We start from the raw sequence: 22,464 nt of genomic DNA, 5'->3' as shown, positions 1-22,464 counted from the left end.
CTATTCTTATCAAAAAGCTTTCCGGAAACGGGAGGCTTTTTTGTTTGGGATAAGATCCAATGCCTTAGGCTAATCATTTTCATTTATCTCATTTAATCATAGAGGAGCGGCTGACGAAGAAATTTTTGAGGCATTTAAATAGTATGAACAACAATCGGCGGGCCTCGGTGATCGATTTATTTATGAGCTCGAATCAATATTTCAAAAATTAGCAGTAAACCCACATCATTATAAAACTGCAAGGTCTGTATTCAGACAAGCTTCCCTGAAATCATTTCCTTTTGTTGTATATTTTGAAATTGCCAATAACGCCATAATCGTTTACTCTGTTTTTCATACTAAAAGAAAACCCGGGAATCCATTTTAACTTAGCTTATTTCTGGCTTTAAAATTCTTATTACTTTGCACAAAAGAACACAATGAACCTGCCGCTTTTTTATGTTTCGGATGTGGCTGCCGGTCAGCCACAGATTATGCTGGATGAAGATACTTCAAAGCATGTGGTGAATGTATTGCGCATGAAAAAAGGCGAACAATTACATATTACCAATGGCAAAGGTTTTTTGCTGCTGACAGAAATTACCGACGATCATAAAAAACGCTGTACGGTAAAGGTGCTGAACGAAACGTTCATACAACAACCAAACCGAAAAACAAGCATTGCTATTTCATTGCTTAAAAATACCAACCGCTTCGAATGGTTTTTGGAAAAAGCCACCGAACTGGGCATTGCCGAAATTATTCCCATGATTTGCGACCGAACCGAAAAACAACATTTTCGTTTCGATCGCATGCAAAGCATACTGGTGAGCGCCATGGTGCAATCGCAACAGGCATGGTTACCTGTACTGCATCAGCCGGTTGGTTTTGGTCAGCTGCTGAAGCAGGAAGATGTAATTGCTGCCTCACAAAAGTTTATTGCGCATTGTATACCTGAGTCAAAACAAAATCTGGCCGAACTGGTGAACGAATCGCTTCCTTCGCAAATTATTTTAATTGGCCCTGAAGGTGATTTTACCAAAGAAGAAATATCCTTTGCCACCGACCATTATTTTATGCCTGTTAGTTTGGGTAATACCCGTTTGCGCAGTGAAACGGCGGGGGTGGCGGCAGCGGTGGTGTTGACGGTAGGCAGTAGGCAGTAGGCAATAAACAATTGACAATAAACAATTGACAATAAACAATTGACAATAAACAATTGGGAATTGCTGTTGGGGTTAAACTTGCCTATTGTCTATTGCGAATTGCCAATTGCTAAATTGTATTCCGTTCTTCTTTCTTAACAATCGGCTCGTGCAGTTCAACCGTTTTTTGTGTTTTGGCTCTTTTGCGCATCCACATGTTCAATATTTCTACACCAAATGAAAAGGCCATAGCAAAATAGATATATCCCTTATCGATATGGCTTTTATGTATCGGTTCCAAACCTTCAAAAAACAAACTGAAACCAACCATTAATAAAAATGCCAGGGCCAGCATTTTAAGTGTGGGATGTTTGTGTATGAAGTTGGCGATTTTATCAGAAAAAAAGAACATGATGATCATGGCTATGATCACGGCTATGATCATGATTTGAATTATACGCGCCAGTCCTACCGCAGTAATAATACTATCGAAAGAGAACACCATATCAATGATAATGATCTGGGCAATAATAGCGCTGAATGAAGTTTTTTTGGCATTGGCTTCGAGCATGCCTTCATCACCTTCGAGCTTGTGGTGAATTTCTTTTACGGTTTTATATAAAAGGAATAATCCACCGGCCAGCATAATCACATTGCGCAGGTTAAAAGAAAATCGCTGAGCGCCAAAATGGATGGGAAATAGCTCAGCATTTCCATTTTTCACCAGCCAGCCTATACCCATTAATAACCCTATACGAACGGCAATGCCGGCAACCATCCAAATGCGTCGTGCGTTGAGCTGTTGCCGTTTATCGAGCCGGCCCATTAAAATAGAAACAAAGATCACATTGTCGATGCCCAATACAATTTCAAGTATGGTTAAGGTTAATAAGCTGATGAATGCATCTACAGTAAACAATTGTTGCATGATGGAAGTATAAATATTATGTGGCTCAAAAATAAGCGGCTGTCGTGAAACGGTCCCGCTATGGCGGGATGAAACAGCAAACGTTTTCGATGGCCATCTGTCAATTACACAAAGCAAACGCCTCATTTTTGATGGTTACCCATTAGTAGCTACTGATGCCCCGATGTTTCAATAAACTTTATAAAATTTTTATACCAGCAGGAAAGACCGAAAGTCAGTAAAGTCGGAAAGTCAGAAAAGATTGAAGAAACCACAACCAGTGATCTACATCTTTTCGGACCGTCTTTCCGTCTTTCGGACTTTACAACATCCCATCAACAATCTTTTTCACAATACCCGGACCTTCATATATAAAGCCCGTCCACACCTGCACCAGTGAAGCGCCGGCGTTTAATTTTTCAATCGCATCTCCGGCGGTAAAAATACCTCCCGATGCAATAACGGGTAATTGTCCGTTGGTTTTTTGATGTATATATTGAACAATTTCTGTAGCGCGTTTGCGAACAGGTGCGCCGCTTAAGCCGCCTGCTCCTATTGCCTGCAGTTTGTTGTTTTCGGTTTGCAGTTGTTCGCGGCTGATGGTGGTGTTGGTAGCTACCAGTCCATCTAATTTTATTTCCATGGCGAGGTCAATCACATCGTCGATCTGTTGCCAGGTTAAATCGGGCGCGATCTTTAATAACAGGGGTTTGGGTTTTCGTTCGGCTTCCGTTCCGCTTTCCTGCTGGTTGATGGTTTGCAGGTGCGATAATATTTTACGAAGCGAATCTTTCTCCTGCAGCTCACGTAATCCCGGTGTATTGGGCGAGCTTACATTTACAACAAAGTAATCAACACAATCAAATAAGGCACGGAAACATATTTCATAATCTTTCCACGCATCTTCATTTGGAGTTACTTTGTTTTTGCCAATGTTGCCTCCGATTATTAATCGTGAATGGTTTATGGTCAATGGTGAATCGCCGGTTGCTCCCGCACTTTTTGGGGACCGATTGCCGATTGCCATTTGTTTTTCTTTCCATTCTTTCAATCGCTTAGCTACCACGGCAACACCATCATTATTAAATCCCATGCGATTGATGAGTGCCTTGTCGTTTGGCAAACGGAATAAACGGGGTTTGTCGTTACCGGCCTGTGGTTTGGGCGTTACGGTTCCGATTTCAACAAATCCAAAACCCAGGGCCTCAAGTTCGGTAAGGTACAGGGCATTTTTGTCGAAACCTGCGGCCAGTCCTACAGGGTTTTTAAACCCGATACCAAATAGTTCTTTGGATAATGACCCGTTTGCGGGGGCACATTTTGCAGTAATTATTTTCCTGATGAAACCTATATTGCATCCGAGCTTCATCATATTCATACTAAAATGATGTACTGCTTCGGGAGGAAAACAAAATAAAAGTCGGCGAAGTAAGTTGTACATAAGTCGGTGCGAAGATAATTGTAAAATCAGTTACAGGTTACAAGTTTCAGGGGCTGGTCACCGGTTACCGGATTCCGGATTCCGGTTACCTGATTCCGGGTTCCAGGAAACCGGTAACTGGTACCCGGCAACCTTCCTTTGAAAGCAGTTTTGCCATCACCGGGGCAATTCTTACCTTTGATATAGAAGGTTGCATAAACAACTAATGAGTTGTAAAGTCATAAGTTTTAAATTTAGCAGTTCACAGGTAGTGGTAACCAATTCACTACTGAACAACTTAAAAGCTGAAAACTCAATACTTATAACTTATTACTTAAAACTTAAAACTTTTTCATATGCAGGAAGCGTATATAGTAGCCGGTTATCGAACAGCGGTGGGAAAAGCAAAACGCGGTGGCTTCAGATTTTACAGACCCGATGACCTGGCAGTTGAAGTTATAAAAGGAGTAATGGCTTCGGTGCCGCAACTCGATGCCAAACGGGTTGATGATGTAATTGTTGGCAATGCGGTGCCTGAAGCTGAGCAGGGTTTACAGGTAGGCCGGATCATTGCCGCCCGCGCCCTTGGTTTCGAAGTGCCCGGCATGACTGTAAACCGTTATTGTGCCTCGGGGCTTGAAACCATTGCCATTGCCACCGCCAAAATACGTATGGGTTTGGCCGATTGCATTGTTGCCGGCGGTACCGAAAGCATGAGCCTGGTGCCAACAGCCGGATGGAAAACCGTACCGGCTTATTCCATTGCGAAAGATGAACCCGATTATTACCTGAGCATGGGCTTAACAGCCGAAGCGGTTGCCAAAGAATATAATGTTAGCCGCGAAGACCAGGATACCTTTTCGTACCAGTCGCACATGAAAGCGATCAATGCTATTTCGAACGGATATTTTAAAAGCGGTATTCTGCCCATTACCGTTGAGGAAGTATACCTCGATGAAAATAATAAAAAGAAAACTAAAACGTTTGTTGTTGATACTGACGAAGGTCCCAGAAAAGATACAAGCATCGACGTGCTTACAAAATTAAAACCTGTATTTGCTGTGAATGGATCGGTAACTGCAGGTAATTCGTCGCAAACTTCCGATGGGGCTGCTTTTGTAATTGTAATGAGCGAAAGAATGGTGAATGAACTGGGGTTAAAACCAATTGCACGACTGGTGGCCTGTGCATCGGCTGGTGTACATCCACGTATTATGGGTATTGGTCCGATTGAAGCCGTACCTAAAGCATTAAAGCAGGCATCGATGGATCTTAATCAGATCGATCTTGTTGAATTAAATGAAGCATTCGCATCACAGGCTATAGCAGTTATACGAAAACTCGGCATCAATCCTGATATCGTTAATATTAATGGCGGCGCTATTGCATTAGGTCATCCTTTGGGTTGTACCGGTTGCAAATTAACCATACAAATAACAAATGATCTGAAGCGGTTGAACAAAAAGTATGGTATAGTTACCGCTTGTGTGGGTGGCGGACAGGGAATTGCAGGAATTATAGAAAATATTAATTAGTAATAAATCGTGTTATGTATAAAGCTGCTTCTCAAAAAGAAGCAGCTTTTTTTTGGGGTAAATTTCTTACTATCAGGCACTTGGGCTGCATTGTAGTTTTCCCCCATTACATCATATGGCAACATTTTTGTTTGGTGTTCGCCATAATTAGATGGTTTTGTGTAGTCATAAGGCCGACTACCTGAAGCAATCTGCCAAAATCAACCTTATGGATAGAAGAGAATTCTTCACGCTGAAAAGAAGAGCTGCGGCTCCTTCTTCAAAGCCTTATGCCGGCTTGCGCCAGGTTTACTCGGGTTTGAATCCTTACTCAGGTACCTGGACAACCAAAGAAGTAGCACACCTATTGAAAAGAACGATGTTCGGAGCCCAGAAAGCAGACATCGATTATTTTTTAGCCATGTCGCCTTCACAGGCAGTTGATGCATTACTGACAGTTCCCACCGATTTGCCCGCACCTCCTTTAAAAAATTATGATAATACCGACATCGATGCAGCCGATGGCGATATTAGTGTAGCCACAGGCGCTACCTGGGTGAATACTGTTTCTGCCGATGGTACAGCCAACGGCCGCAGGGTTGAATCATTAAAGTCGTGGTGGATTGGAACAATGATCAATCAGGACAGAAGCATTCGTGAAAGAATGACGCTGTTCTGGCACAATCATTTTTCAACCGAAACCGCCACGTACGAAAGAGGTACCTACGGATACCGGTACAGCACCTTATTACGGCAAAGCGCAGTTGGTAATTTTAAAAAACTGGTGAAAGATGTAACGCTTAACATTGCCATGTTGCGTTACCTCAATGGTTACCTGAATACGGCCACTGCACCCGACGAAAACTATGCGCGTGAATTGCAGGAACTGTTTACACTGGGAAAAGAAAACAATCCCAACTACACCGAAGATGATGTAAAAACAGCAGCAAAAGTATTAACCGGCTGGCGTATTAAGGAAGATGATGAAACCATCTTTTTCAAACCGGCAGATCATGATAAAACCAGTAAAACTTTTTCTTCTTTCTATAACGGTACCACAATTGCCGGCCGAACCGATGCTGCAGGAGCAGATGCCGAACTGGATGATTTGTTTAACATGATCTTCAGTAAAAGTGTAGAGGTATCGGAGTTTATTGTAAAAAAATTGTACACATGGTTTTGTTATTACACAATTGATGCAGATACGATAACCAATGTTATAAAACCACTGGCGCAACAGTTTCGCGATGGCGGCTGGGAAATTAAACCCGTGCTGGCCACCTTATTAAAAAGCGAACATTTCTTTGATCCGCTGAACCAGGGTTGCCTTATTAAAAGTCCGCTTGAAATGATCATTATGATGATGCGCGAATTTCAGGTGACTTTCCCCGATAGCAGCGACTATGCCAATCAATACAACATGTGGGATTACCTGCATAGCGAGGCTGTTATGATGCAGCAAAGTATCGCCGATCCGCCAAGCGTATCGGGATGGCCTGCCTATTACCAGATTCCCATGTTTTACGAAATGTGGATCAATTCTGATACAATGCCCAAACGTGAGCGTTTTATCGATCAGCTTATCGTTAACGGGTATATGCGCAATAATATAAAGCTTATCATTGATCCGGTTGAGTTTACCAAAAAATTAATGCCCCAGGCACAAACCGCTCCCGGCGATCCCAATGCCCTGATCAATGCGGCAGTGGATTTATTGTACCGTGTGCCGGTTTCGGATACGTTGAAGGCAACCATCAAAACGCAGATATTGCTCAGCGGACAGGTGCAGGATTATTATTGGACCAACGCCTGGAATGCTTACATCGGCGCTCCCACCGATATGACAGCGTATAATATAGTATACACCCGCCTGCAAACGCTGTACAAGTATTTGATGAACCTGGCCGAGTATCAATTAGCTTAAACACTTTAACACCCGTCTTATGAAGCGCAGAGATTTTTTTAAACAAACCTTGCCTGCATCTGTAACGTTGCCAGCAATATTGAATGGCTTTTCGGTAAAAGCCTTCACCAATGCATCGCCCCTGGTACAAGCTTTAATGGGCGCTACCACCGACACCGACAAAGTGCTGGTAATGATCCAGCTCAATGGTGGTAACGATGGATTAAACATGGTTATACCCATTGATACCTATTCAGCTTATTACAATGCCCGTTCAAATATAGCGATCGCCCAAAATAAAATTCTTGCCTTAAACGGCACCTCAAAAACAGGTTTGCATCCCAGCATGACCGGTTTGCAAACGCTGTATAACGAAAATAAATTAGCTATTGTACAGGCGGTAGGTTATCCTTCACCCAACTTCTCGCACTTCAGGGCTACCGATATATGGATGACCGCTTCCGATTCGAACCAGGTGCTTAACAGCGGTTGGATCGGCCGCTATCTTAATGTTGAGTTTCCCAACTATCCAAACGGGTATCCAACAGCGCAAATGCCCGACCCGCTGGCCATACAAATCGGTTCGGTATCTTCACTTGCGTTACAGGGCCCTGTAGTAGGTATGGGTATGACTATCAGCGACCCTACAAGCTTTTATGATTTTCTCGATAACGTGGGAGATCCGGTTCCCAATACGCCCTGGGGTAAAGAGCTGGCCTACATAAGAATGGTGATGGGACAAACCGAACAGTACAGTAACGTAATCAGAGCCGCTGCTGCAAAAGTTACTTCACAAGGGTCGTATCCCGGCAACAACGACCTTGCACAACAATTGCGCATTGTTGCCCGCCTGGTGAAGGGAGGATTGAAAACGAGGGTGTACATGGTGAGTACCGGTGGATTTGATACCCATTCGAGCCAGGTAGAGGCTGCCGATACCACGGTGGGTTCACATGCCAAACTGATGGCCCGTGTTTCAGACGCTATTAAAAGTTTTATGGATGATTTAAAAGGCCTGGGTATCGAAGACCGAGTTATTGGTATGACCTTTTCGGAATTTGGCCGCCGTATTAAATCAAACTCAAGTTTGGGTACCGACCACGGAGCGGCTGCACCGGTATTTGTGTTTGGTAAGAATGTAAGACCCGGTATAGTCGGAACCAATCCTGCTATTCCTACCGGCGCTTCATCAAACGATAACGTTCCTTTTCAATACGATTTCCGAAGTATTTACGCATCGATACTTAAGCAATGGTTCTGTGTGAATGATACCGATCTGCAAACCATTATGCTTAAAAACTTCCAGAACATTCCCATAGCTATTAATGCTGCCTGCGGCAGCACGGGTGTTGATGATGTGATAAGGGGCGATGGCGAACAACTGATCGTTAACTATCCCAATCCGTTTGTTGAAAATACCAACATCACCTTTAATACAAAAGGCGGACATACCCTGGTGCAGGTAATTGACCCATTGGGCAGGGTAATCAAAACACTAACCGATAAAGTATATACATCCGGTACCTATACTGTAACATTCGAAGGGCATGGCCTGCCGTTGGGTGTTTATTATGCCCGTTTTCAAAACGGCAGTACCCAGCAGGTTCGGCCAATGCTGAAGACACGCTGACGTAGAAAAGTTTAATCCGTATATTAAAGGGCTTTCCCGCTTCAGCGGGAAGGCTTTTTTATGTTTTTCCCCTGGTTTGATAGCCCAAAGCGACGCCAAACCGGCACGCCAACGACCTGCTAAAGACAAAAAAAGGGCAACAGAAAAGTTTTTAAAAAGAGATTTATTGAAGAAATAGCGCTGAGTTTATATAAATTGTTTTGCTTTGCATGATTTATTTTTAGGGAAAGGCCTGTTTTTTGTTATCATTCTTTAATAGTTTAATTTGCCGTGGACCGGTACACCTGTATGATTATTCCCGAACCTCCCGGTCTGCCAATTTTATTATGCTTAAGGTTTTTATCACAGATGACCATGAATTATACCTGGAAGGGCTGGTATTGTTATTGAATAAACAGCCGGGCATCCAGGTTACGGGCTCGGCATTTACCGGAGAAAGCTTGTTGAACCAGTTACCCGATCAGGACATCGACATTCTGCTGCTCGACGTGCATTTGCCCGATATAGGAGAAGAAGAACTGTTACTGAAGATCCGGGAAATTAAACCTTCGCTCAGGATCCTTTACCTTACCATAATGCGCGGCACCCGCTATATTCATAAACTGCTCAAATATGATATACAGGGCTACCTTTTAAAAAATACCAACATCACCGAACTTACAAAAGCGCTTGAAACAGTAGCCGAAGGCAAAAAATACTTCAGTAAGGAAATAAATATTCTCGATACCAACCAGGACTTCAGAAATACGGTTACTATCGAAGACAAAAAGGTTGATGAAATATTATCAAAACGCGAAATAGAAGTACTTACGCTCATTTGCAAAGAATACAGTAATTCAGAAATTGCAAAAAAGCTTTTTCTGAGCGTTAGCACGGTCGAAACTCACCGCAAGAACCTCATCGCAAAGCTGGGCGTAAACAATACGGTAGGCCTGGTTAAGTTCGCCCTGAAAAATAAGTTAATTGATTAAAGCCGCCTACCCCCTGCTACCTAAAGGGGGCATTATGCCGAAAATATTTTAGGGTTTTCTCTTCTCACTTCAACAAACGGTAAATAAGCCGGGATTAATGGGGTTGACATAATAAGTAAAAACCATTAATTTGCTATTTCAATTCAAGGATACTATTGAAATACTTCCTGCTATTAGGGGCTTTGTTGGGATTCGCATGCTCATATGCACAGGTCGATACTGCTCAGTTAAAAAGCTTGTACGACCGATGCCTTGATTTTTCTGAGGATAAGATCGACTCTATTCATTACTATGCCGAATACATAGCAAAGGAAGCTGAACGCCTGCAATACAACAAAGGCGATGTATTGTCGCTTCGTTTAAAAGGGATATACGAAGACCTGAGCAATAATTATGAAAAGGCCATTGAATACTATTTGCAGTCGCTCGAAGCCTCGCGAAAAATTCATGCGCCCGAATATGAAATGGTTGCATTGAGCGATCTGGCCATTGCCTATTTTTCAATCAGGGAACCCGAAAAGGCAAAGCAGTTTTATATGCAATGCGCCCGTATGTCGGAACAAAGCGGCAAAATTCCAACTCTGATCAATACCTACAACAATCTCGCCGTTATATATACGCAGTTAAAGCAATACGATAGCTCGCGTTTATTGTTATATAAAGCGGTTCGGTTAGGAAAGCCATTGGAGCAGCAGGGGCGTATTAACCTGGCCAGCACCTATAATAACCTCGGTAACTTATATTTTAAAGAAAAGAAATTTGATGATGCCTTGCCGTATTTCAGGCGTAACCTCGAAACACATGCGCGTGATAGTAACCTGAACGGTTTGTGGGTAGCTATGCTTAATCTGGCCGATGTATATATTGAAAAGCATCAGTTCGATTCGGCCGGCCATTATGCTCAGGGCGCCATGCAGCTGGCGCAGCGGTTAAATTCAAAAAGCAAAGAGGCCGATAGTTATTCCATATTGGCCAAATTATTTGAATACCGGGGTAATTACAGCAAAGCCTATCAGTATATGAAAAACTGGTATGCATTGGATACGGCTATTCTGCACAGCGATACCTATAAAACCATTGCCGGTTTGCAGGAGCGGTTTCATGCAAGTGAGCGGGAGACGGAAAATAAACTGTTGCAGGAGAAAATCGAAAAGGAAACCATCAGAACGAGAGAGCTGGCGCTGATAGCGCTGGCTTTGGCCATTATAGGGATTTTGATTGCCGTAGGATTTGTTATTAAGCGAAATGCCCACCGGCGCCTGCAGGCTACCAATGAGCTGATTGTACAACAAAACGAAAAGCTGTCGGAGTTAAATTATGAAAAGAACTCGCTGATCAGCATTGTATCGCACGACCTGAATACACCTTTTGCTACCATTCAGATATGGGGGCAGGTGTTGCAAAACGAAAGCGATCATTTTACCGCCGAACAAAGAAAAGCCATGAGCCGCATAATTCAGGCCGGGGAATATGGCGAAAAAATGATCAGGCGAATATTGGATGTTGAGAAGGCCGATATCGGTAATCATAAAATGCAGCTTGAGAATTTTGATATGAAGTTGTTTGCCGAAGAAGTAATTGAAAATTTTAAACCAATGGCTGCCCGAAAGAACATTAAGCTGAATGCACAGTTTTTTGGAAAAGAAATGCATATAATGAGCGATCGCTACCTTGTTAGCCGCATATGTGAGAACCTGCTTTCAAATGCCATTAAGTATACGCCACAGGGCAAAAACGTATGGATCAATATCAGTGATGAACTGGATGCCATAAGCATAAAAATACGCGATGAAGGCGTTGGCATAGATAAGGAAGAACTGCCTTACCTGTTTTCGAAATACAGCAAGATATCATCGCAGCCAACAGATGGTGAAATGTCGAATGGTCTTGGACTATCTATCGTAAAAAGGATTGTAGAAGAACTAAACGGCAAAATTTCATGTGAAAGTGAACCGGGGAAAGGTTCTTTATTTACTGTAACATTGAAGAAATAGAATACCGGTGGCTATAACCCATAAAAGCGGATTAGGTAGTGCATAATAATAAGCGTATTTTAACGTTATTATTTAATGGGACTTACTAACCCACATTAATAGGATTAGAGAGCCCTGCCATCGGCGGGGCTTTTTTGTATTTCTGATTTATAGATTCAGGGATTTTGAGATTTAATTAAAGACTCCGAATTTCATATAATCACAAAATCCAAAAATTCCGAAATCCCGAAATATATGGAGTTATCTATTACTACACCTGCTTTATTATTCCCTGCTATTTCATTATTGATGCTGGCTTATACCAATCGTTTTCTGGCGCTTGCCACTCTTATAAGAACCCTGCACGAAAAATACAAGACAGATCCCAATCAAAAACATATTGTTGAACAGATACGTAACCTGCGTGCCCGTATACGGCTTATCAGATCCATGCAGGCATTTGGGGTAATAAGCTTTTTATTTTGTGTGGTGTGTATGTTTTGCATTTTCAAAGGGTGGAATACTGCAGCCTATATTATTTTTGCCCTTAGCATCATAGCGTTTGTTGTTTCTCTTATTCTTTCACTTATTGAAATAATACTTAGTACAAGGGCGCTTGAAGTAGCTTTGAGCGATATGGAAGAATTAACCCGTTCGAATTTATTTGGTGTAAAATTGAAAGATGATAAAGAAGAGTAGGTGCAATAATAGGTGTGCCACACTTTTGAAGTGTGGCACACCTTATTATCAAGCTTTTATTTCTTTGGCTTATCGCTCATATAAAAAACCAATGAGCCTCCATTTATTATGTCGTTGTGGGTAATAACCGGTTGGGCAAGTTGCTTTCCGTTGAGCATGGCCTTTTGCACATATACGTTTTTATCGCTTTGATTGATGGCTTCCACCGTAAACGTTTTTCCATTTTCAAGCTGAATGACGGCTTTGTTGATGGCCGGACTTCCCAACTGGTATTCAACCGAGCCTGGCGCTACCGGATAAAAGCCAAGCGTTGAAAAAAGATACCAGGCGCTCATTTGTCCGCAATCATCGTTACCGCCTAAACCGTCAGGAGCAGGCTTATATTGATTTTTCAGGATCATTCTTACGCGTTGTTGTGTTTTCCAGGGCTGTCCGGCAAAGTTGTATAAGTAAGCAACATGATGGGCTGGTTCGTTGCCATGTACATAGGTTCCAATAATACCGTCGCGGGTAATGTCTTCTGTTTCGGCAAAATATTTATCGGGCAGGTACATGGTGAACAGGGTGTCTAACCTGGCTGAAAAATTCTTTTTACCACCCATTAAGGTCACCAGCTCATTGGGTTCGTGCGGAACAAAAAAGCTGTAATTCCATGAATTGCCTTCAATAAAACCCTGTCCATGCGTGCTCAGTGCATCAAATTCATTTTTAAAGCTGCCATCTTCTTTACGGGCGTGCATAAAACCAACAGATGCATCGTACAGGTTTTTATAATTGGCCGAACGTTTTGTAAACTCATCATATATATCCTGTTTGCCCAGCTTTTTGGCTGCCTGTGCTATGCACCAGTCGTCAAAGGCATATTCAAGCGTGGTAGAGGCCGATGTGCCCAGTTTTTCGTCGGGGATAAACCCTTTGTCGATATAATATCCCAGGCCCTCATAACTTTTATGTGAGGCGGTGGTAACACAAGCCTGTAATGCGTTGACAGCATTGAATGAAGTATTGCCTTTGATAATAGCATCTGCAATAACCGAAACGCTGTGATAACCGCTCATGCACCAGTTGTCGTTGTTGTAATGGCTCCATATGGGCAACATCTTTAACACGCTTTGGTCGTAATGCGCCAGCATACTGCTTACCATATCGCCATTGCGGGTGGGTTGCAAAATGTTAAAAAGCGGGTGCAGGGCCCTGTAAGTATCCCATAATGAAAAAGTAGTGTAGTTGGTAAAGTTAGTGGCCGTATGAATGTTCTGATCTAATCCTTTGTAGCGGCGATCTGCATCCATATAAACGGTAGGGCCCAGAAAAGCATGATACATGGCTGTATAAAAATTTTGCTTTTCAGCTTCAGAAGCGTCGATCACTACTTTGTTCAATTCTTTATTCCAGGCCGCCTGTGCTTCCTGTTTGGTTTTATCAAAATCCCAGTGGGGCAATTCGGTTCTTAAATTAAGCAATGCGCCTTCGGTGCTAACAGAAGATAAAGCAAATTTGATCTTTATTTTTTCTTCAGCTTCTGTATTGAAGTCGAAATACATGCGCAGTTGTTTGCCTGCCAGATCGGGAAAGTTTTTGGTTTGATCGAACTTGCGCCAGAAGCCGCGGTATACCTGTTTTTTACTGAAATCTTTACAGCCATAAGCTACAAATGGTTTCGAGAATGTCATGGCAAAGTATACAGTGCGGGTACGGGCCCAGCCATTTGTTTGGCGGTAGCCTGTAACCAGGGTATCGTTTTCGACCCGTATAAAGGTCCATACATCCTTATCGTCGTAGTTATAAATGCCATGCATTAAATCGAAAATAATATGGGCTTCATTGCTTTTGGGAAAAGTATATTGATGAAATCCTACGCGGGTGGTAGCCGTTAATTCGGCAGTAATATTATCATCGTCGAGCTTTACCTTGTAATAACCCGCTTCGGCTTTTTCATTGGCATGTGAAAAGGCAGAGCGATAGCCGCTTTTGGGATCTGCTGCAGTGCCGGGGTTCAGTTGAAGCGGGCCGGCAGCAGGCATTATCAAAAAATCGCCCAGATCGCTGTGGCCGGTGCCGCTGAAATGCGTATGGCTAAAGCCTACAATCGTTTTATCGTCGTACTGGTACCCCGCACAGTACTTATATACATCGGTATTGTATTTGCCATTCATTTCATAAGGAATAGTATCTGTATCAGGACTTAACTGAACCATACCAAACGGAACGGTAGCGCCGGGAAAAGTGTGTCCCATGCGCTGGGTTCCGATCAACGGATTCACATACTGAATAACATTTTGTTGGGCAAAAGCAGATAAGGGTAACAGGAATAGTGACAAAAAGCAATTTCTCATGTGAAAATTTTGTTTTAGTAAGGTCTGACGAAAAGGAAGGTATAAGCGGCTTCGGTATTTCTGACTAACGGTACTAAATAACGAATACTGCACTATATAAACAAATGCAAAACTTTTTTTGCATTAAAGTTTGTTGTTAAAAGAACAGGCGCTTTTCGCCTGTAATGCAGTAAAAACAATGTAATTGTAAAAATTACACCTGTTATTATGTTTTTGTTTAATCTATTATGCGGTGAATATTGCCTTTGCTGGTGTAGTAAATGAGCTGTGTATTACAGCTGAATTTTTTTGTTCAGCTGCTAAAGTTTTTCAGCAGTAAAATAAGCAGAACGAAAAATTGATGCAATGGGCTGGCCTTACGGCAGAGCCATTCGAATAAAAATCCGGGGTTTAAAAATTATAATGGAAGTAGCGTTATTGCTGTTTGGGGGTTTCGCCTTCGTAATAGGAGCCGGTTTCGTAATCGAATTTTTTTACACCGGTACTTTTATAATTGGGATCGTACTTAACGAAGAAATACAGGTATATAACACGACTGAGACGCATGATCCAGGGTTGCATTACAATAAGCAGTACAACATTGAGACCCAGCCACCAGAAGAAGCGGTTATCTTTTGTTGACATGCCTATAAGAACAAACCAGGCAACAAAGCTGGTTACAGAAAGCGCAACAGACAGCGCATAGCTAACATAACCGGTACCATACCAAAACCCTACTTCCAGTTCAAAAGGCTGACCACATTCTTTGCAATGCTTCGGCATATCAAACACCTTCTTCAGATTCCATGGATTGTTGTTGTTGAACATGGATCCTCTGCGGCAACGGGGGCATTTCATGGTAAAAATGCTCCACATGAAATTGGGTTTGGATGAAGCGGGCATGCGCACTTGAGTTGATGAGCCGCAAAGATAGTTTAAAAGTTTGTGGTTTTAGGTTTGTGGTTTGTAGTTCTTCAGGTGCAGTTCACCTAATTACAATGTTAACATTTTGGATATAACACCTCGTAAAGGTTACCTAAACAAGGTATTTCCAGATCGCGGCAGCAACCACAAACTACAAACCACAAACCATAAACCTTTACGCAGCCAGTATTTTCTTGCGTTCGCCGATTTGCTGGCGCCACATGGCGTAATACAATCCTTTTTCTTCGAGCAGGCTGTCGTGGTTGCCTGTTTCAACGATATCGCCTTTTTCAAGCACATATATTCTGTCGGCATGCATAATGGTCGACAACCTGTGTGCTATAAGAATGGTGATCTGGTTGCGTTGTGAAGAAACTTCTTTGATGGTATTGGTAATTTCTTCTTCGGTAAGTGAATCGAGCGATGAAGTGGCCTCGTCGAATATCAATACCCGTGGTTTGCGCAAAAGGGCCCTGGCAATTGACAACCGTTGTTTTTCGCCACCCGATAGTTTTAAACCGCCTTCACCGATCATGGTATCCAATCCTTTTTCGGCCCGCGCCAGTAAATTGATGCAGGAAGCTTTTTTCAAAACATCGATCAGATCTTCTTCAGTTGCATATGGGTTTACGAACAACAGGTTTTCTTTGATGGTTCCTGAAAACAACTGGGTGTCCTGCGTTACAAAACCGATCTGGTTACGCAGGTCTTCGAAGTTGATATCGGTTTCGTCGATGCCGTTGTATAATATTTTTCCCTGTTGCGGGCGATATAAACCTACTAACAGTTTCATCAGCGTGGTTTTGCCTGAACCTGAGGGGCCTACAAACGCAATGGTTTCGCCGGTTTTTACCGAAAAGCTGATATCGTCGATAGCTCGTTGCTGAGCGGTTTGATGTTTAAAACCTACTGCCTGAAACACGAGCGATTGAATGTCGCCCAAATGTTTCGGTTCTTCGGGCATGCGTTCGGGCGCTTTCTGCATCAGGGTATTAAAGTTGTTCAGGGAGGCTTCGGCTTCGCGATAGGAAACTAATATATTGCTGATTTCCTGCAAGGGGCCAAACACAAAGAACGAATAGATCTGCATGGTAACCAGTTGTCCGAAATCCATTTTACCCTGGTAAATAAGCCACATCAAAATAAATAAGATCACCTGGCGCAACGTATTTACAAATGTGCCCTGCACAAAACTTATGCTGCGCACCCGTTTTACTTTGGTCAATTCAAGACCCAGTATCTTATAGGTGTTCTTATTCAGCCGTTCAACTTCCTGCGTGGTAAGGCCAAGGCTTTTTACCAGTTCAATATTGCGTAATGATTCAGTAGTAGAACCAGCCAGTGCCGTGGTTTGCGATACGATAGTTTTTTGAATGCCTTTTATTTTTTTGCTCAGCACGTTAGTGATCCAGGTGAGCAAAAAGATACCGAGAAAATACACAAAGGGAACCGACCAGTGGATTCTGGAAGCATATACCATTACAACAAGCACTCCTACAAGTACTCCAAATAATATATTGATAAAGTAGTTAATGAATTTTTCGGTATCGGTTCTTACTTTTTGTAAAACACTCAGGGTTTCGCCACTGCGCTGATCTTCAAATTCCTGATAAGGCAATTTCATGGCGTGCCGCAACCCATCGGTAAACACTCTGGCGCCAAACTTTTGCACAATAACATTTAAAAAATAGTCCTGAAAGTTTTTGGCAATACGGCTTATCATGGCCACGCCAATGGAAGCGCACAATAACCAAAGTACTCCCTTGATTGGTTGGGTAGTGGTTAAAAACGACCACCAGACGGGATAATGCTCAGGATGCGATTTATAGTCGCCTGCCAGGCGAATGAGGCTACCAAAAATGATGGGGTCCATCAACGAAAACCCCTGATTTATAGCAGCCAGCAAAAGCGTTAAAAAAACCAGCCATTTATATGGTTTCAGATACTGTAATAAAATCTTCATAAATGCATTTAACAGTTAAGTAGTTAGAATGTTTGAGTACGGTGAAACTGAAATGTTTTACAAGTTATACAAAATGACTAAAATGGCATTGCCGGGGTTGAAGAGTGCAGGTAAAACCGGGAAAAGTACAATTGAGACCGAAAGTCGGAAGTTGGAAAGTCCGAAAGTCAGAAGGGTAGGTTTCTCAGGTGGATGCGGCATGGCGCCGGAGCGAAAAACCTTTTTCTTAGCGTTCTTAAAGATCGCGAAGCGATCAATTTAGCGCCCTGGCGGCTTTGCGGGAATTTCCTGCCTCTTAATGAAGAGATCCGATTTTGTGAAAAACAGCGGCAGAAAGGTAAAGATCACCAGTCCGTACTGTGTTTCAAAAACCGATTCGTTAAAGGCATAGGCCAATAACAGAATAACAATGGCTGTAAGCAGACTATTTTTTTGCTTCACTGCCATGCGCACCATTTCAATGCAAATAAATATAAAAATTAATAAACCAAAAACGCCGGTTTGCAACAGCGATTCAAGAAACTGATTATGCGTATTATATCCTAAATATCCATGATTGCTGCTTCCGGGTTCGCCGGTGAACATATTAGTGGCCGTGTATTTTTTGTTAAGCAGGGTTTGGGCGTTTGCCGGCGATACGCCGGTTAACCAGGCTTTGTTCTCCTGCATAATTTCTTTTACAAAGCGCCATTGCAACAGGCGGAACTGAACACCGTTAAAATAGTTTCCGGGGCTGAAAGTGGTTTGTTGCACAATGCTGATATTACCGTGCATTACGTCGTTAAAGCGGCGGCTTACCGGATTATTCGTAAACAATAGGACGCTGCTAAACAATATGCCTGCAACAGCAACTATAGCAATGGTAAATTTTACAGAAGTATTTTTTTTAATGATCGTGAACAGGAAATAAAATAAGTAAGCTATCAAAAACAATATTACCAGTTTTGAAGAAAGCAATAAAATACCGCCAATAAAGTAAGCTACAATGCCTGCATGTATCACTTTGTTAACCAGGTATTCGCCTTTGGCGGCCATACGCAACAGGTAAATAAGCGCTGCAAAAATGATTATCGAAAACTGAACTGCATGATGGCCTAAAGAACTTACCAGCTGATGATAAAAAAATACCGTAGCCGGCGCCTGGTGAAACTGATATTCGATAAAGGCCGTTGTTAAACACCATGTGATTACTATAACAAGCATGGCCACCCAGGCTTTCATTAATTTACTGAACCTTGCAGGGTTTAAATAATTGCAACTATAAAAACACAGGGGAATGAAAAGTAAAGCGCTTTTTATTTGCACATGTTTCAGCCCTTCCTGTACATTGCCGGAATATAAAAGGGCGATTATTTGTAAAACAAAGAATAAGCTGCAGGCCGCCAGGTATCCGTTACGTAAACGGGGGTTGAAAAAAGAACCGGTATCTGCTTTGTTTTTGATGAACGAAGTGGCCAGTATACAACCTATCGAAATGCTGCTGACAGCCCGAAAAGCGCACACCATACCTGCCAGAAAGCACAGGTAAAAAAAGAATAGAAGTGCGTTGATCAGTTTATCTTTTTCGATCATGCGTGGCCATATAATTTCGGATTTGAAGTTACTGGTTTAGCCTTTTTCTGCGAACATGCAGAAAAAGAGCAATGAAAGTTCCCATCATTAGTCCGCCAGCCAGCCCTGTCAGCAACGATGTCACCAATTTAGGGTTTTCGGGTTTGGCAGGCGTATAAAAGTTTTGTAACACATGCACTGCAGATGTAAAGGTGAGGTTTTCTTCAAAAGATAATTTTTTTTCCTGTAAGGCTGCTATCTGGCCGCTGATGCCTGATACATCAACAATAATACGACCTGAAGAATTATTGTCTGATTGTAAATTGCTTTCAACTGCCGTTTGCATATTGTTCAGCCGGCCGAGTTCGTGCTGCACTGTTTGAATAAGGGATGACAGAATGCCTTTCCGGGCAATTAGCTTGTCTTTTATAAATTCACTATTATCGAGCCCATATACAATTCCTTTTTGTAATGGCCGCAGCACCGATGTGTCGGTTACCATTACCGAAAGTGTAAAAGCAGTATAATTGTTAGGGGCAAAGGATTTTTGCAACTCTTCGGCCGAAATAGATTTCACTTTTTTAAGCAGTTTTACATCTACCCTGAGTTGTTGTGCCAGTACGGGATATTCTTTTTTCTTTAATAGCAAAGTCCAGTTATTGATCAGTTCTATTTGTTCGGGGTCGCTAAGTATGGCTGGTTGTAACACCAGCGACGAAGCATAGGTTTTGGGTGTTATCCAGAACCTTAGCAATCCTGCCAATATACCGGCCAAAGCAACTGTCAATAATAGTTTTCCGTAATGGCTGAAGAAATAAATAGCCTTGTCGAACATTACGGTTAAATCGAGGTCGTCGGGGTGTTGATGTGCCACTATCTTTACCTGTTTCATCAACCTGCAATACGGAAATTAATAAATAAAGGTTGCGTTAATTGTTTTAATTTGAAATGGAAGCAGTTAGTAAATGGCGGGCAGCCGCCTGGTTGCAGAAGAGAAGTTATATTTACTATTTTTTTGAATTATTAAATATGGAAAGCACCAGTGGGCGCAGCCGGTTATTTTCGAATTTTTTGGCATTAAGTATTTTACAGGGAGCCAATTTTTTGCTGCCGGTGCTGGTAATGCCATTTGTAATAAAAAAAATTGGCGCCGATGGGTATGGGGTGGTGGCAGTGGCGCAGGTGATAATGCTGATCATGGGCACCGTGGCCGATTATGGTTTTAATTTAACCGCCACCCGGTCAATTGCCCTGAACAGGGGCGATGCACAAAAAAATGCGCGCTTGTTTTTTACGGTGCTCGCCTGTAAAATGTTTATCTGCCTTGTATTGCTGGGCATTTTATTGCTGCTTGTAACGCTTATTCCTTTTTTCAACAATCATGCATCACTTTACCTGTTGGGGTTTACTTACGTAATTGGTCAATCATTGCTCGTAAGCTGGTTTTTTCAGGGCGTTGAGAAAATGAAATACATTACCATTTTCACTTTACTGGCGCGTTTGCTGTTTGTTGTATTGGTGTTTGCCTTCATCAGGCAAAAGCAGGATTACAGGTTCTTTATTTTTTTTATGGGGGCAGGAAGCATGGCGGCAGGCCTGTTCAGCATTTACCAGGCGATACGAATTTTTAAATTGCCTGTGACCAGGCCTGTTTGGAGCGATGTAGTACATGAACTGAAAGAAGGCTGGCCGGTAATGCTGTCGAATATTTCGATAAACACATTTTTGAGTATCAATGTTTTCATATTGCGGTTGTTTACCAATGATCTGCTTGTAGGTTATTATAGCGTGGCAGAAAAAATTTTTCTGGCTACCCGGCAAATACCGGTAATATTTTCACAGGTTATATACCCGCCCCTGTGCCAGCTTGTTCAAAAAGGAAAACAACCTGTCAGTCGCTTTTTTAAATCGGTGTATTTGCCTTTTGTGGGGTTGATGTTTATTGCAAGTGCTGTACTGTTCGCGTTTTCTTCTTTCATTGTTTCCCTGTTTTTGGGCAATGAAAGCGGACCGGCTGTTTTGCTGTTGCGCTTATTTTGCCTTGGGCCATTAATTGTTTGTTTACATATTCCTGCGAGCCAGTTACTGATGGCGTTTAACCAAAAGAAAAGTTACCTGCGGGTATTAAGTTATGGAACCATCATTAACTTCATCAGCAATCTGTTGCTGGTTAATATATGGGGCGCTGTTGGTACTGTAACCAGCGTGTTAATAACAGAATTATTTATAACTATTGCATTTAACAGAGAATTGTTCAGGAATAAACTGGCCGGATATATTAGTAAATAGCTCAAACATTACGTGAATTCATGCGAATCAATAAATATTTACCAATTGCTTTATTATATTTCTTTGTTAACTCGCTGGGTTTGCCATTCGGATTAACCTATACGGCTTTATTAAGTCCGTTTTTGTATAGGTACGTTGTTTATGCAAGAAAGCAGGAAGTTATGTGGCCTTTTTTGCTGGTGTTGGCACCGTGGGTTATTATACATCTTGTTATGGGTGTTGACAATAAGAGTTATTTTATTTCGCTGTTGAATATGGCAACGGTGTATGTTTTTTGCCAGGCCTTTTATACGTTTTTACAAAAATGCGAGCATCCTTCAGCTATATTTAAGCCAATACTGATTATAAACTTTGTTCTTTGTATTGTTGCCATACCGCTTTTTTTTACATCGCAACACTGGTTGTGGTCGCAACAATTTTTAACTACCGGGGTGCATGATTTTAAAAGGCTGAGTTTGTTTACCTACGAACCATCGTATTATGCACTGTTGTTTACGCCTTTGTTTTTGTATTTCTTTCTGCAAATAATATTTAAACAAAATAGCAGCAATGTTTGGTTGTTGATGGCCATGCTTTTTTTGCCCTATATTCTTTCGTTTTCGCTGGGGGTGATCAGTGCGCTGGCAATAGCTGCTCTAATAACCTTTGTTGCGTATTTCAAAACGTTTATCAGCAAAAGGCGTGTAGTAAATATTATTTTAATGGCCGGCATAGCGGCCATAACTGCGTTGGCTGTAACAGTGATATTTTTTCCGGATAATATTCTTTTTGTACGAATAGCCAATGTATTGAACGGAAAAGATCCATCGGGTAAGGGAAGGACCTTTGAAGCCTTTTGGTTGTCGCAACAGTTGCTTGAGCAAAAAAGTTATTTATGGGGCATTGGTCCGGGGCAGATTAAAATACTGGGCTTTGATTTGATTCGCGATTATTACGGTTATGGAAAAGATACCATAAGAGTGGCTATTCCCAATGCGGCTGCAGAAACGCTGGCTATATTCGGATACGTTGGTTTAACGTTAAGAATACTGGTTGAGTGTGTGCTTTTCTTTTATACCCGTGTATGGACCAATTACTACCGCTTATTATTGTTTGTATTTGTTTTTGTTTACCAGTTTACGGGCAGCTTTATAACCAATATTGCAGAATATGTGATCTGGATTATGGCGTTTACCAGGGTGTTTCAACAGTTTGATGTGAAAAATAGGGCAATAGGCAGTAGGCAGTAGGCAATGGAAAAAGGCAATGGGCAGCCCTCCGGCTCCGCTCATGGCCAGTAGG

Annotated in this window: 16 protein-coding genes and 1 pseudogene; 10 read left to right on the top strand and 7 right to left on the bottom strand. The window is 42.1% G+C overall.

Annotated features, from left to right (window positions below):
- Positions 1-163: 163 nt before the first annotated feature.
- Together AC59IL_RS21545 and AC59IL_RS21540 are read left to right on the top strand one after the other, a co-directional pair.
- Positions 164-367, top strand: a pseudogene (locus tag AC59IL_RS21545) (type II toxin-antitoxin system RelE/ParE family toxin); the annotation flags it as partial.
- A gap of 52 nt (positions 368-419) precedes the next feature.
- Positions 420-1,145 carry an RsmE family RNA methyltransferase gene (locus AC59IL_RS21540; protein ID WP_496554265.1) on the top strand — a complete coding sequence of 242 codons (726 nt, stop codon included), beginning with the start codon at positions 420-422 and terminating at the stop codon, positions 1,143-1,145.
- A 109-nt stretch (positions 1,146-1,254) separates the two neighbouring features.
- On the opposite strand, the gene AC59IL_RS21535 is transcribed toward AC59IL_RS21540, so the two are convergent.
- On the bottom strand, positions 1,255-2,178 hold the full coding sequence (locus AC59IL_RS21535) for a TerC family protein (RefSeq protein WP_496554264.1): 924 nt from the start codon (positions 2,176-2,178) through the stop codon (positions 1,255-1,257).
- A gap of 175 nt (positions 2,179-2,353) precedes the next feature.
- The gene (locus tag AC59IL_RS21530) at positions 2,354-3,472 is read right to left on the bottom strand and encodes a quinone-dependent dihydroorotate dehydrogenase (RefSeq protein WP_496554263.1); all 1,119 of its coding nucleotides are present in this window, start codon (positions 3,470-3,472) and stop codon (positions 2,354-2,356) included.
- A 335-nt stretch (positions 3,473-3,807) separates the two neighbouring features.
- Here AC59IL_RS21530 and AC59IL_RS21525 point away from each other — a divergent pair, with 335 nt between their 5' ends.
- The 6 genes from AC59IL_RS21525 to AC59IL_RS21500 all read left to right on the top strand — a co-directional run bounded on the left by AC59IL_RS21525 (position 3,808) and on the right by AC59IL_RS21500 (position 12,141).
- A complete protein-coding gene (locus AC59IL_RS21525; protein WP_496554262.1) occupies positions 3,808-4,986 on the top strand; it encodes an acetyl-CoA C-acyltransferase in 1,179 nt (392 codons plus the stop codon).
- A 208-nt stretch (positions 4,987-5,194) separates the two neighbouring features.
- The gene (locus tag AC59IL_RS21520; RefSeq protein ID WP_496554261.1) at positions 5,195-6,889 is read left to right on the top strand and encodes a DUF1800 domain-containing protein; all 1,695 of its coding nucleotides are present in this window, start codon (positions 5,195-5,197) and stop codon (positions 6,887-6,889) included.
- A 19-nt stretch (positions 6,890-6,908) separates the two neighbouring features.
- Positions 6,909-8,498 (top strand): DUF1501 domain-containing protein, encoded by a 1,590-nt coding sequence (locus AC59IL_RS21515; RefSeq protein WP_496554260.1) that lies wholly within the window; start codon positions 6,909-6,911, stop codon positions 8,496-8,498.
- A gap of 326 nt (positions 8,499-8,824) precedes the next feature.
- Positions 8,825-9,469, top strand: a complete 645-nt coding sequence (locus AC59IL_RS21510; RefSeq protein WP_496554259.1) for a response regulator — start codon at positions 8,825-8,827, stop codon at positions 9,467-9,469.
- A gap of 155 nt (positions 9,470-9,624) precedes the next feature.
- Complete coding sequence (locus AC59IL_RS21505) at positions 9,625-11,463, top strand: tetratricopeptide repeat-containing sensor histidine kinase (RefSeq protein ID WP_496554258.1); 1,839 nt, start codon at positions 9,625-9,627, stop codon at positions 11,461-11,463.
- 234 nt (positions 11,464-11,697) lie between these two features.
- On the top strand, positions 11,698-12,141 hold the full coding sequence (locus tag AC59IL_RS21500; RefSeq protein WP_496554257.1) for a DUF2721 domain-containing protein: 444 nt from the start codon (positions 11,698-11,700) through the stop codon (positions 12,139-12,141).
- Positions 12,142-12,197: 56 nt separating this feature from the next.
- On the opposite strand, the gene AC59IL_RS21495 is transcribed toward AC59IL_RS21500, so the two are convergent.
- The 5 genes from AC59IL_RS21495 to AC59IL_RS21475 form a co-directional block, all read right to left on the bottom strand.
- Positions 12,198-14,477, bottom strand: coding sequence for a GH92 family glycosyl hydrolase (locus tag AC59IL_RS21495; RefSeq protein WP_496554256.1), 2,280 nt, complete (start codon positions 14,475-14,477; stop codon positions 12,198-12,200).
- A 414-nt stretch (positions 14,478-14,891) separates the two neighbouring features.
- Complete coding sequence (locus AC59IL_RS21490; protein WP_496554255.1) at positions 14,892-15,332, bottom strand: DUF983 domain-containing protein; 441 nt, start codon at positions 15,330-15,332, stop codon at positions 14,892-14,894.
- Positions 15,333-15,555: 223 nt separating this feature from the next.
- Positions 15,556-17,343 (bottom strand): ABC transporter ATP-binding protein, encoded by a 1,788-nt coding sequence (locus AC59IL_RS21485; protein WP_496554254.1) that lies wholly within the window; start codon positions 17,341-17,343, stop codon positions 15,556-15,558.
- Between the two features lie 258 nt (positions 17,344-17,601).
- Entirely contained in the window at positions 17,602-18,915 is a 1,314-nt protein-coding gene (locus AC59IL_RS21480; protein ID WP_496554253.1) for an O-antigen ligase family protein, read from the bottom strand.
- Positions 18,916-18,943: 28 nt separating this feature from the next.
- Complete coding sequence (locus tag AC59IL_RS21475; protein ID WP_496554252.1) at positions 18,944-19,768, bottom strand: YveK family protein; 825 nt, start codon at positions 19,766-19,768, stop codon at positions 18,944-18,946.
- A gap of 74 nt (positions 19,769-19,842) precedes the next feature.
- Between AC59IL_RS21475 and AC59IL_RS21470 the strand changes: the two genes are divergently transcribed.
- Both AC59IL_RS21470 and AC59IL_RS21465 read left to right on the top strand, forming a co-directional pair.
- Positions 19,843-21,183 carry a flippase gene (locus AC59IL_RS21470; protein WP_496554251.1) on the top strand — a complete coding sequence of 447 codons (1,341 nt, stop codon included), beginning with the start codon at positions 19,843-19,845 and terminating at the stop codon, positions 21,181-21,183.
- 20 nt (positions 21,184-21,203) lie between these two features.
- Positions 21,204-22,412: a hypothetical protein gene (locus tag AC59IL_RS21465; RefSeq protein WP_496554250.1), complete on the top strand. Its 1,209-nt coding sequence runs from the start codon at positions 21,204-21,206 to the stop codon at positions 22,410-22,412.
- Positions 22,413-22,464 lie beyond the last annotated feature (52 nt).

The sequence above is a fragment of the Niastella sp. sgz303648 genome, assembly GCF_059587045.1.
Note: the sequence above shows the minus strand (reverse complement) of the source record. Positions and strands in the feature narration are given on the sequence as shown.

Bases quoted from the DNA above. Each gene is read 5' to 3' on its own strand.
- AC59IL_RS21535 (WP_496554264.1), bottom strand. From the start codon at position 2,178: ATGAGGCGTTTGCTTTGTGTAATTGACAGATGGCCATCGAAAACGTTT.
- AC59IL_RS21500 (WP_496554257.1), top strand. From the start codon at position 11,698: ATGGAGTTATCTATTACTACACCTGCTTTATTATTCCCTGCTATTTCA.
- AC59IL_RS21520 (WP_496554261.1), top strand. From the start codon at position 5,195: ATGGATAGAAGAGAATTCTTCACGCTGAAAAGAAGAGCTGCGGCTCCT.
- AC59IL_RS21515 (WP_496554260.1), top strand. From the start codon at position 6,909: ATGAAGCGCAGAGATTTTTTTAAACAAACCTTGCCTGCATCTGTAACG.
- AC59IL_RS21525 (WP_496554262.1), top strand. From the start codon at position 3,808: ATGCAGGAAGCGTATATAGTAGCCGGTTATCGAACAGCGGTGGGAAAA.
- AC59IL_RS21485 (WP_496554254.1), bottom strand. From the start codon at position 17,343: ATGAAGATTTTATTACAGTATCTGAAACCATATAAATGGCTGGTTTTT.
- AC59IL_RS21495 (WP_496554256.1), bottom strand. From the start codon at position 14,477: ATGAGAAATTGCTTTTTGTCACTATTCCTGTTACCCTTATCTGCTTTT.
- AC59IL_RS21480 (WP_496554253.1), bottom strand. From the start codon at position 18,915: ATGATCGAAAAAGATAAACTGATCAACGCACTTCTATTCTTTTTTTAC.
- AC59IL_RS21530 (WP_496554263.1), bottom strand. From the start codon at position 3,472: ATGTACAACTTACTTCGCCGACTTTTATTTTGTTTTCCTCCCGAAGCA.
- AC59IL_RS21470 (WP_496554251.1), top strand. From the start codon at position 19,843: ATGGAAGCAGTTAGTAAATGGCGGGCAGCCGCCTGGTTGCAGAAGAGA.
- AC59IL_RS21540 (WP_496554265.1), top strand. From the start codon at position 420: ATGAACCTGCCGCTTTTTTATGTTTCGGATGTGGCTGCCGGTCAGCCA.
- AC59IL_RS21490 (WP_496554255.1), bottom strand. From the start codon at position 15,332: ATGTGGAGCATTTTTACCATGAAATGCCCCCGTTGCCGCAGAGGATCC.
- AC59IL_RS21510 (WP_496554259.1), top strand. From the start codon at position 8,825: ATGCTTAAGGTTTTTATCACAGATGACCATGAATTATACCTGGAAGGG.
- AC59IL_RS21465 (WP_496554250.1), top strand. From the start codon at position 21,204: ATGCGAATCAATAAATATTTACCAATTGCTTTATTATATTTCTTTGTT.